Origin of the sequence: Crocosphaera watsonii WH 8501 (assembly GCF_000167195.1) — a bacterium.
Classification (GTDB): Bacteria; Cyanobacteriota; Cyanobacteriia; order Cyanobacteriales; family Microcystaceae; genus Crocosphaera; species Crocosphaera watsonii.
Genome location: NZ_AADV02000154.1, coordinates 1 through 10489 on the forward strand (window position 1 = coordinate 1; position 10489 = coordinate 10489).

The 10489-nt window shown below is 37.4% G+C and carries 11 protein-coding genes, 1 tRNA gene and 1 pseudogene; 5 read left to right on the forward strand and 8 right to left on the reverse strand.

The window, feature by feature from the left end; all coding sequences use genetic code 11:
- A pseudogene (locus CWATDRAFT_RS26395) lies at positions 1-188 on the forward strand (hypothetical protein); the annotation flags it as partial.
- A gap of 118 nt (positions 189-306) precedes the next feature.
- Here CWATDRAFT_RS26395 and CWATDRAFT_RS34715 read toward each other — a convergent pair.
- Positions 307-438 (reverse strand): DUF2281 domain-containing protein, encoded by a 132-nt coding sequence (locus CWATDRAFT_RS34715; protein ID WP_007310227.1) that lies wholly within the window; start codon positions 436-438, stop codon positions 307-309.
- A 66-nt stretch (positions 439-504) separates the two neighbouring features.
- Positions 505-2030, reverse strand: a protein-coding gene (locus tag CWATDRAFT_RS34720) for an IS5-like element ISCwa2 family transposase (RefSeq protein WP_085961769.1) whose coding sequence is annotated in 2 segments (ribosomal slippage) — positions 505-1643 and positions 1643-2030 — 1527 coding nt in all. Because the reading frame shifts where the segments join, the coding sequence is not laid out codon by codon here.
- Positions 2031-2187: 157 nt separating this feature from the next.
- Between CWATDRAFT_RS34720 and CWATDRAFT_RS26410 the strand changes: the two genes are divergently transcribed.
- Positions 2188-2646, forward strand: a complete 459-nt coding sequence (locus CWATDRAFT_RS26410; protein ID WP_007307867.1) for a MerR family transcriptional regulator — start codon at positions 2188-2190, stop codon at positions 2644-2646.
- Positions 2647-2858: 212 nt separating this feature from the next.
- A complete protein-coding gene (locus CWATDRAFT_RS26415) occupies positions 2859-3512 on the forward strand; it encodes a hypothetical protein (RefSeq protein ID WP_007307868.1) in 654 nt (217 codons plus the stop codon).
- Here CWATDRAFT_RS26415 and CWATDRAFT_RS26420 read toward each other — a convergent pair.
- The 3 genes from CWATDRAFT_RS26420 to CWATDRAFT_RS26430 form a co-directional block, all read right to left on the reverse strand.
- Positions 3504-4757 carry a DNA cytosine methyltransferase gene (locus CWATDRAFT_RS26420; RefSeq protein ID WP_007307875.1) on the reverse strand — a complete coding sequence of 418 codons (1254 nt, stop codon included), beginning with the start codon at positions 4755-4757 and terminating at the stop codon, positions 3504-3506. The genes CWATDRAFT_RS26415 and CWATDRAFT_RS26420 overlap by 9 nt on opposite strands.
- 88 nt (positions 4758-4845) lie before the next feature.
- Positions 4846-6129 (reverse strand): TldD/PmbA family protein, encoded by a 1284-nt coding sequence (locus CWATDRAFT_RS26425; RefSeq protein ID WP_042712505.1) that lies wholly within the window; start codon positions 6127-6129, stop codon positions 4846-4848.
- Positions 6130-6192: 63 nt separating this feature from the next.
- Positions 6193-6264: transfer RNA gene (locus CWATDRAFT_RS26430), tRNA-Asn, on the reverse strand.
- A gap of 150 nt (positions 6265-6414) precedes the next feature.
- On the opposite strand from CWATDRAFT_RS26430, the gene CWATDRAFT_RS26435 reads away from it, so the two are divergent.
- Positions 6415-6894 carry a hypothetical protein gene (locus CWATDRAFT_RS26435; protein ID WP_042712507.1) on the forward strand — a complete coding sequence of 160 codons (480 nt, stop codon included), beginning with the start codon at positions 6415-6417 and terminating at the stop codon, positions 6892-6894.
- A 1-nt stretch (position 6895) separates the two neighbouring features.
- On the opposite strand, the gene CWATDRAFT_RS26440 is transcribed toward CWATDRAFT_RS26435, so the two are convergent.
- Entirely contained in the window at positions 6896-7228 is a 333-nt protein-coding gene (locus CWATDRAFT_RS26440) for an antibiotic biosynthesis monooxygenase (RefSeq protein WP_007307873.1), read from the reverse strand.
- Positions 7229-7490: 262 nt separating this feature from the next.
- Here CWATDRAFT_RS26440 and CWATDRAFT_RS26445 point away from each other — a divergent pair, with 262 nt between their 5' ends.
- Positions 7491-8963, forward strand: coding sequence for an aldehyde dehydrogenase family protein (locus CWATDRAFT_RS26445; protein ID WP_007307870.1), 1473 nt, complete (start codon positions 7491-7493; stop codon positions 8961-8963).
- A 46-nt stretch (positions 8964-9009) separates the two neighbouring features.
- On the opposite strand, the gene CWATDRAFT_RS26450 is transcribed toward CWATDRAFT_RS26445, so the two are convergent.
- Both CWATDRAFT_RS26450 and rsmH read right to left on the reverse strand, forming a co-directional pair.
- Entirely contained in the window at positions 9010-9315 is a 306-nt protein-coding gene (locus tag CWATDRAFT_RS26450; protein ID WP_007307872.1) for a KTSC domain-containing protein, read from the reverse strand.
- A gap of 157 nt (positions 9316-9472) precedes the next feature.
- Complete coding sequence (gene rsmH / locus CWATDRAFT_RS26455) at positions 9473-10351, reverse strand: 16S rRNA (cytosine(1402)-N(4))-methyltransferase RsmH (RefSeq protein ID WP_007307871.1); 879 nt, start codon at positions 10349-10351, stop codon at positions 9473-9475.
- Positions 10352-10489 lie beyond the last annotated feature (138 nt).

Sequence of the window (10489 nt, forward strand, 5' to 3'; positions counted from 1 at the left end):
GTCCAGAGTTTGAAGATATAAAAAAATTTATGGGAGAGGCAGAAAATCTGATTAAATCAGTTAAAAATAAAACAAAATTAGAAACAATCCCCAGGTTATTAAAATTAGGATTAACCTATGAACAAATTTCTCATGCACTTGATTTACCTTTAAAAACTATTTGTCAACATTTGTCAACAGAAAATTAAGCAGGCTGCATTAGACTAATAATTTTTGTAGTGTTAACTAGGTTTAACAGTGTTAAACCCCTACAAGGAGACATTCTTAGGTGAATAACACTATTTTAAAAAATAATTTATTGGCTAATTATTCAGCAGATTTCCTAGAGTTTTCTGGTTTATATTTTGTTATTAAAAACTCAATAAAGTCTAAAACTTCTTCTTGTTTATCAGGAGGTACTAAATGGATTTGTTGTGTGACTAAATCAATGGTATTCACTGCATATCCTTCTATTGATTTGATTAACTACTATTATAGAGTTTGCTGAAAAAGTTTCTCCAAAATTTATGCCACTTTTGACCAAGAATTTTCTGACAAATCAATAAGTTTTAGTACATAAAAATTGTTTAAAGTATAATCAAAATTAATGAAAGGCGGTTTGATGAGTTCTCCTGTTTTATTATTAGTAAATAAGGACAAAAAAAGCGACAAAAACTGCCTCAGAAGTTTAGAAAGATTGACAACTAAAAATGTAATAGCAATAGATGTAATGGAGGTTTCAGGGAGTTTTGTCATCACGAGATTTAGGCTAAATCTTCGTTTAGCTTGTCCAAACTTTCCCTCAATAGCATTACGGAAGCATTCATCGGAGTGGGCTTGTTTCTTTTCTTCTTCACTGACATTTTTCGGAGGTCTTCCTAACTTCGGACCACTGATTCTTATCCCTCTTTCCTTACACCAATTTCTGTTTTCCCTAGTTCGATAAATTTTATCTACATGGACGGATTCGGGATAATAGCCAAACGTTTTTTTATACTTTTCTACTTGTTCTTTTAAATGACAAGATTCATTGAAGTTTTCCCAACTTATTTTGTCTAGAAACACATAGTTATCTACACAGCTTACTGAGAGTTTAGCTCCAAACTCTATTGGTTTTCCTGCTTTTCCCCTCACTATTGGACGAATATGCGGTTGAGTTAAACTTACAATTCTTTGAGGAACACTCTGGGTCTTATTCTCCCACATTGACTGTTGTTGTTCATAAACTTTTTTGATAGTCTCTAGACAATTTTTCTGTCTTTTACTCAGATTTTCCAGGGAAGCCCCAGCTTGAATTAAGTCTTCTATATTTCCTAAATTTTTCTTAAGGTATTTTAACTGTTTCCCGATAGCTTTTCTTCTTTCTTGATAAGATACTTTTCGTTTTTTAGCTACTTTTAAGTATTCCTTTCTAGCAATTTTTCTAGAAGTTCTCGGCTTTTTTCTCAATTTTACTCTTAATGGTTTATAAAGATTATCTATTATTCTTTCTGTCTCAATTCTGGCTTGATTTAATATGCCTAAATCCGTTGGGTATTTGATGTCTGCTGGCGCACAAGTCGCATCTAAAATTAGTTTACCTTTATTTTTTATTTTTTCTCCTTTTTCTTGGAGACAATCCTTTTTTTTTACTTCTTTATCACTCTTGTCTATTTCTCTTTTACTATTTTTTTATTGATTTTGTTTATCAATCCTCCATCAATTCTTTTCCTAAAATGAACTAGCATTGAAGATTCCAGTGGTGGCTCTTGTTGATAACAATTTAAACCTATAAAGTATTGTAGATAGGGATTTTCTCTAATCTGTTCTATAGTTTCTCTATCACTTGTTCCTAATTTTTCCTTAATAATTAATGTCCCTAATGCCATTCTAAATAGTTTGGCTGGCGCACCTTTTTCTGCTGAAAAAAGTTTAGCATATTCTTCCTCAAAATCATCCCAAGGTATCAACTCTGCCATGATTACCCAACAATTATTGGGGGACAATTTGCCCTCGAAAGGTAATTCAAATTTTTCTGGGGGCGGTAAAGGTTGCTCCTCTTTTCGATACATTTGTTCTTGACCAACAACTGGGAGGTGTTTCTACCAATTATAGCGGTTTGTAGCCGACAAAGCTGATCTTTTTTGCGATCGCGAATATGGGTGTAACCTTTTAAAGAATAGGGTTTTGCTTTTATTCAGCAAACCCTAACTATAGCGCAACAGTATAATGTCTAACACTGAAACTTCTCAAACTTATATTGGCACAACCCAAGCAGCTTGTCGTCTCCATTTGTCGGTTCAGCGCGTGAGAAAACTAGCGATCGAGGGTCGTATTGAAGGGGCTTTCAAAGAGGGAAGATGCTGGAAAATCCCTGTTTCTGCCAGTGGAATGCCTAGAATAAGCCGGAGAAACAAGGGTCCAAAAGGTAGCTGGCGTATCCATAAACAAGAAATAATGACCTATATCCATGTAAATAAAGACAAAATCAGAGATAATCAGACAAACAAGACCCATAAACCTGTTATATCCGTGAAAATGGGGCAGAAAACTGTTCTTTGTAACGAGGTAAAAATTCCCTGTGTGGGTCGCTTTGTATATGATCCAGAACATCCGAAAAACTGTGGCGCAACAATATGGTTTGATATTGAGCCGGATATTCCCTTGCAAATGAGTATTTTTGCTTAATTTTTTCATAAATGTGCTACGTTTAGTTATTTCAAACCTCAAAGATTGCTACTTGTTGTTTAAATGTGCCAATTGTTTCTACTTCTCCTGCCAGCAGTTTTAGATAAACATTTTTTAGATAGTTTAGGCTAATTGACAGTAGCTTTGTTTTCTGGGTAATTACTGCGATCTCAAATTTTTTATTATTTCCTAGTCTTCATTTAACCAACAACATGACAGTACAAGACGACGCTAGAGAAAATCAATTAATTAAACTTTTTCAACTTGAACAACCTCCCAATAGACGCAGAAATGATACAGACACTTTATTAAACTATAAAGGTAAAACGTTCTATTTTGAACTTAAATCAACCACAAAAAATTCTGTAACAACGGTTCGATACTTTGGAATAGAGCATATTAAAAAATGGCAAAATAAACATTGGATTATTGGTTTTTATGATCAGGAAACTAACCTAAAATATTGTCATTATGCTTCCCCTAAAGAGATGTCAAAATGGATAAAAGAAAAAGAACAATATATTGCAGGAGATTTTAAACTTGCTCAACTTGTCCCAAACTTGATTAACCTCCAAGTTATGTACAATATTGTTGGTGAAAAACAATATTACACCATACAAGATGCAAAAAAAATTCAAAAGCGGCAGTACACATTAGAGGAATATCATCAACTAATGGATAGAGAAAATGGATATTCACCTCAAAGAATGTTACAAATTATTCGTGATAGGTGTGAATATATTATGCGTCGAGGTTCTACTTTAAATAATCCTCATATCCCTGCATCATATTTTAATTGTTGGGAGAAAATTATAGATAATCATGCCAGCAAACTCAGACAATATTTAGATCAATATTTAGATTAATGTCTGTAATAATGCCTTAGCAACATGATAAGCCATTGGTGGTGGAACGGAATTACCAACTTGCCCAAGTATCATATAAACAGCCCCATTAAATAGCCAAGATTCGGGAAATCCTTGTATAATTGCACAATCTTGAACAGATAATCTGAAGTGTCTATTTTTTGCTACAAACTTATGTGCATTTAAACGATTTTTTGCCACACCATTCGGCCAAATTTCTAGTTGTTCCCATTGTTTTTTTGCTGAAGAACTACTTAATATTGAAGTAGTATGTCTAGGACCAGTTAAACCACTTCTGATTGTAGGAGATAAGGCATCATAGCCAATATTAGGTAAACCTAATGCTTGACGAACCCCCATACATTTTAAAAGATTATGATCTTGATTTTCTGAAGAAAAAGAATGAAACAAGGATAATTGTTTTGAGTTGTAATTATTTTTACTGGGTAATAAGTGAGCAAAATTATGAGTTGGTTTAGGAATAATAAATTGTTTAGAAACTTGATCTTTTTTTAAACCTACTATGAATATTCGATCTCGTTTTTGGGGAACACCAAAAGAAGCTGCACTTAATTCAAAGATGAGAATTTTATAATTTTGAGATAAGGGAGCAATAATTTTTTGATTTAGATAGCCTTTAAATTTTTTATTCCTTAACGCCTTGACATTTTCAGCTACAAAGGCAGTTGGTTCAATTGCTAAAATAGCTCGAATAAATTCAGGAAATAAATCTCTATCATCTTCACCTCCATTTTGATGTCCTGCTATGGAAAATGGTTGACAAGGTGGACCACCATGTATGACATCAATTTGATTTTTTAAAAAGCTCCAATTTTTATTTTTAACATTACCATCATCCCCATAAAAAACATTCCATTGAGGACGATTTTGCATAATAGTTACTGCTGCATCTCTGATAATTTCGTATGATTGATAATGTTGAAAACCAGCATGATCAAAACCTAAATCTAAGCCACCACCGCCACTAAATAAAGAAAGGACTTTAAGATGATTGGGTTTAAGTTTTGGCATTAAATCTTCAGGATTTAATTTAGGGGAATTAATTGGGTGTATTGGCGTAATTCCTTCCCCATTTAAAGCTTTAATTTTAGCTTGATGAGATTTAACAGAACGTTGTTTAAAAACTTCTCTTTCCTCATTCGTTAACTCTCTACCTTTATACCATTGAGCATCAGTTCCTTCAAAATAATGACCAATATTCTTATTATTATTTTTATTTTTCATTCGATTTAGTTTCTTGAGGATACTAAAATTATAGTTGAATAATTTGCCTTTTGCTAAATAATTATAATTTAAGTGATGGGATACTATATTAATTGTTAATTGATAACCCTTCTACTAGCAAAGAAGGTGTAAAACAAGAGTCTATCCAACGGGAGTCATTGCCTAGTGCAATAATTTCCTGTAACACTTGATAAACATTCCCACTCACCATTGTATCTTTCACTCGTCCTGTAATAACACCATTTTCCACAGCATAACCCAAGTCAATATTAATAGAAAAATCCCCAGAAATATCAGCACCTCCTCCTAAAATTTGCTCCACAATAATACCCTTATCTAATTGTTTAACTAACTGCTCAAAATCGCTATCTCCCCCTTCTACAATTAAATTAACCAAACCGGGACTAGGATAACTCCCCAAACTGGGACGAAAACCGTTCCCTGTACTCTCGGTTCCTAACAATCTTGCTCTGGTGCGATCGCTATAAAATTGTCTTAGTCTTCCTTCTCTAATTAATGATAATGGCTGCGTGATTGTCCCCTCATCATCAAAAGGACAACTATAGGGTTCAAAATTCGGTTGTTGTGACAAATTTAATTGCTCAGAAACAATCTTTTCCCCTAGTTTCTCACTCCAAGGAGAAGCCTTTTCTAAGACCATTTTACTATTGAGAGCATCAACTACCGTTTCCCATAACAAAGTTGCCCCATTGGGGGTAAATAACACCGGCATCCGTCCTGTTTTCGGGGAAACCGTTGTTTTAGCCCATGCCAACCGTTGCAAAATTCCTTCTACTGCTTTCTCTACAGCTAATTCCTGACGACTATGTTCCCCCTCATAAATAGCTAAAAAATCCTCTCCTCTAACCCATTCCACCCCTAAATAAAAATCCGTTGAAACCTCACTAGATTGACAATGAAGCCCCAAAGAATTGACTAAACAAGAAAAATCCTCTTGAGAGGCAAACTCACCGCTACAAAGCACTTCTGGGTAATTTTCCCGTAGTTGAGCGATCGCCTCTTTACCCATATCTATCAAGGTTTCTACTGCTATCCCTTCCCCCACGGTAGGTTGAATATGCTGACGGGGTTGATTTAATTCGATGGTTTCGGGTTCATTCAGTGCCGATAAAGCGATCGCCCGTTCCACCAAGGTTGTACTATCTACCTCTCCATAGGCCACAGCTAACCCAGGTGCGCCCTCTTTCCACAACCTTAAGGCCGTCCCTTGGGACTGAGAACTTTCCAACTGTTTGAGACGGTTGGCTTCAAAAAACACAGGACGAGAATGGGAACTACATTGATAAACTTCCGCGTGAGAGGCTCCTGCTTTTAAAGCTAAGTCAATGAGTTGTTGTGGATCAAGGGTCATGATTTTTATTAATGGATAAATAGGGAGATCATTATCCATTATTCATTGTCCATTATTGAAAAACTCCCCAGGTAGGATTCGAACCTACGACCAATCGGTTAACAGCCGACCGCTCTACCACTGAGCTACTGAGGATTTCTCACACAAGTATTCAATGTAGCAACAACTTATATCATTTGGCAAGCCATTCTTTACATTTCGTAACACAAATCACTAATCTGGGCGTTGTTAATTTTCACGTTTGAGCTTTATGTTAGAAGTATGCTGCTCAGATGGAACTCAGAGATGCCTATTAAATATCATCACCCTGTGTCATTATCTTTAATGTCCACAGACTTACCCATTGACTGTACTCTAGAAACCTCTGGAACCCTTTATCAAAAAGATCGTTTTCGGTTTGATTTATTAGTCAATCAACCCGATTCTCCCGAGTCAGTAGCTCAAGAGGAAACCACCTCAGCCGTGGAAACCGCTCGCTCTATGTTGTGGTTAGAAATTTCTCCGGCAAGGGTAATTATGAGTTTACAAGGCAGTGGCCGGTTTTGCTATCGTCATTTTTGGGAACCAGGGATTTATGGTTTGAGCCGTTACTGGTTAAATGATAGCGGTGGAGAAATTGCCAATGCCTTCCGCCTTCGTAATTATACTCGTAGTTTACAGCTAGACGGAGAGACATTACCAGAATATTTGAGAATTGAATATGAGTTATGGTCAGGTGAAGTTCAAATGGGTAACTATATCCTTAATTTAGAAGTGTATCGGTGAACTATTGTTCAGAAGAGCCATCGATCTCACTACAAACCTCATAAAAATCTGTTTTGGGAGGTTTAACGAATAAGGGGGTCATTTTTTCCATAATTTCTTGATAAATCTCGTTTTGGTTGGCTTCCATATCTTCAATTTTTTCCCACATAATGACGGCTATTCCTTCATCGGTTCCTGGCTTTTGTAATAAAAAGGCTCCTTGGAATCCATCTTTATAGGTGGAAACTGCTTTTTCGTATAGTCTTTGCGCTTCAGAAAACTTTCCTGGTTGAAACTCTCCTACAGCAACATAGGCATATTTATGCTTAAGAAAATCTAGAAATTCTTTCGACATTATTAAACTCCAAAATTTTGAGGTTTTGTCATAAAAAACTGGCAAACTGAGAAAAGCCTGACAATCAATTTTCACCCATTGTTAAATTTTCTCTCAATTGCCCCTAACTACTGTATAGCTTATTTCCTCCCCTTTAATGATATCTTTTAACCCTTTCTTAAGTAAAAAAAATAAATATTAATTTTTGAAAAAAATACGTCCCAAATCAATAATAATGTTTCACGCTAAAAATAAAGGTAAAATAAACAAGGGATAATTTAAGATGGTCACAGCAACACGACCAGAAAACAAAGTTAAAATTGGCCCAACCCAACTATTAATCAATAACAAATGGGTCGAAAGTGCATCAGGAAAACGCTTTGAAACCATCAACCCCAGCACAGGAGAAGTGATCTGTGATGTGGCAGAAGCAGATGCAGCCGACGTAGATAAAGCCGTCATCGCTGCCAGAAACGCCTTTAACCAGGGGGACTGGCCCAAACTATCAGCCACTCAACGGGGACAACTGTTATACAAGTTAGCTGATTTAATCGAAGCTAACATCGAAGAATTAGCCCGTCTAGAAACTTTAGATAACGGAAAACCCTATCAAGACTCCTTAAACGCAGATTTACAGCTTGTCATTGCCTGTTACCGTTACTATGCAGGGTGGGCTGACAAAATTCAAGGAAAAACTATTCCCATCAACGGACCCTATTTTTGTTATACTCGTCACGAACCAGTGGGAGTGGTGGGCCAAATCATTCCTTGGAACTTTCCCTTACTAATGCAAGCATGGAAACTCGCCCCCGCTTTGGCTGCCGGGAACACTGTTGTCATGAAAACCGCCGAACAAACCCCCCTATCCGCTTTGAGGTTAGGAGAGTTGATCCTAGAAGCAGGGTTCCCTCCAGGGGTAGTTAACTTACTGTCCGGTTATGGCCCCACGGCCGGACAAGCGATCGCCCGTCATCACGATATCGATAAAGTTGCCTTTACGGGATCGACAGAAGTGGGCCATTTGATCATGGAGGCGGCCGCCCAAACTAACTTAAAGCGCGTTACCTTGGAATTAGGTGGTAAAAGCCCTAATATTGTCTTTGCCGATGCTAACCTGGAACAAGCCATCGAAGGGGCGCATTTTGGCTTATTCTTTAACCAGGGTCAATGTTGTTGTGCAGGATCTCGTCTGTTTGTAGAAGAGAAGTGTTATGACGAGTTTGTGGCTAAAAGCGTTGAACGGGCAAAACAACGGATAGTAGGTGATCCTTTTGATGATAACACCGCTCAAGGATCCCAAGTGGATCGCACTCAGTTTGATAAGGTGATGGAGTATATTGAGTCGGGACAAAGGGAAGGGGCAAAACTGTTGTGTGGTGGAGGCCGTGTGGGCGATCGGGGTTACTTTATTGAACCCACTGTCTTCGCTGAGGTAAAAGATAATATGAAAATTGCCCAAGAAGAGATTTTCGGTCCGGTGATGAGTATTATCAAGTTCAAAGATATGGATGAGGTGATCCAACGGACCAATGATACTGTGTATGGTTTAGCGGCCGCTGTTTGGACCCAGGATATTAGTAAAGGTCATGCGATCGCTAATGCTTTACGTGCAGGGACTGTCTGGGTTAACTGTTACGATGTCTTTGATGCGGCTGCTCCCTTTGGTGGCTTTAAACAGTCGGGTATGGGTCGAGAATTAGGGGAATATGGCTTACAACAATACACGGAAATTAAAACAGTAACCGTCAAACTTTAACCGCTTTTTTAACCTTTGTGGGAGTCTTAAAAACTCCCACAAACGTTTAAATATAACGAGGAATAAACCTCTGATAATGATAGTTTCCTCTGATGTGAGAATTGATATATATTCCTAGATTATAAGTCGTCAGCATGGTCTGAAAAATCTGGGCAGGAACCTGAAAATAGGTATAAATAGAACCAGATTTATAATTAACTTTAAGAATTTTGGTTTTGGCATCATAACCAATGGCTTGAATATGAGAAAAACTGGAACAAGGAAGATTCTCAATGAGGATCATCTCAATCTTATCTAAGTGTTTTCTCTGAGCAAAAGGAAGAAAAGTTCGACTTAAAGTTTCTACAGCCATGGCTTAAAATTTGAGTAATGTTTAGACAAGCTACATCTAATTATAATTTTGTCTCTAATAGAGGGTTAAAACATCGTTATTTTTTAGTAATTTATTTTCTGATTTATTTTTGCATTAAGTCTATTTACTTAAACAGTTAATGCTAACTGGTAACTGCTCACTGCTCACTAGCTTTCCGTTGTGCAAACCTTAATTTTGCCGAACGAGATCGAGGGTTGTTTGCTTGTTCTTCTGCTTGGGGAATAATCGGTTTTTTTGTAACCACATCCAACAATAAAGAGTCTCGAAAACTATACTTTACCCGACGATCTTCTAAACTATGAAAACTAATAATCCCAATACGTCCCCCAGGTTTTAACCAGTGAGGGGCTTTTTCTAAGAACCTTTCTAATGATCCTAGTTCATCATTAACCGCAATACGTAAGGCTTGAAAAACACGGGTAGCAGGGTGAATACGTCCATAACGTTGTTTTGGGGGGAAACATAAGGCGATCGCCTCTGCTAAAGCTGTTGTCGTCTCAAAGGGACGTTGTTGTACAATGCGACGGGCAATGACACGGGATCGCCTTTCTTCTCCATATTGATAGAATAGATCAGCAAGACTGGTTTGATCCCAATGATTAATGATTTCTGCTGCGGTTAAAGACTGTTGACGGTTCATCCGCATATCCAAAGGGGCTTGATGACGAAAACTAAAGCCTCTCTCTGCTACATCAAACTGGGGGGAACTTACACCTAAGTCGGCAATAATACCATTAAATTCTCCTATTTTACCCGAGTAATCTGCAAAATTACCCTGCCAAACCTGTAAGCGATCGCCGAATAGCTCCGATAGATTGCCTTGAGTGGTAGCGATCGCCTCGTCATCGAGATCAATTCCTGTTACTCTAACATCAGGAAAGGTTGCCAAAATGAGACGACTATGGCCACCCCGTCCCAAAGTGGCATCTAAATAATGACCGTTGGGGTCAATAGCTAAACCATCAAGCAAAGCTTGGGGTAAAACGGGAGTGTGAAGGGTTGGAGGTGTTGGCAAGTTAGGATGATCCTTGTTAAAAAAAAGAGACCGTGGCCGCACAGAAGATGGAGTAAAAATTGATACTCATCAGTTAAACCCAGTCTAACCCTTAATTCTATCGTAATTTTCTTAATTGGGAATCTCTCTTGTGGGTGG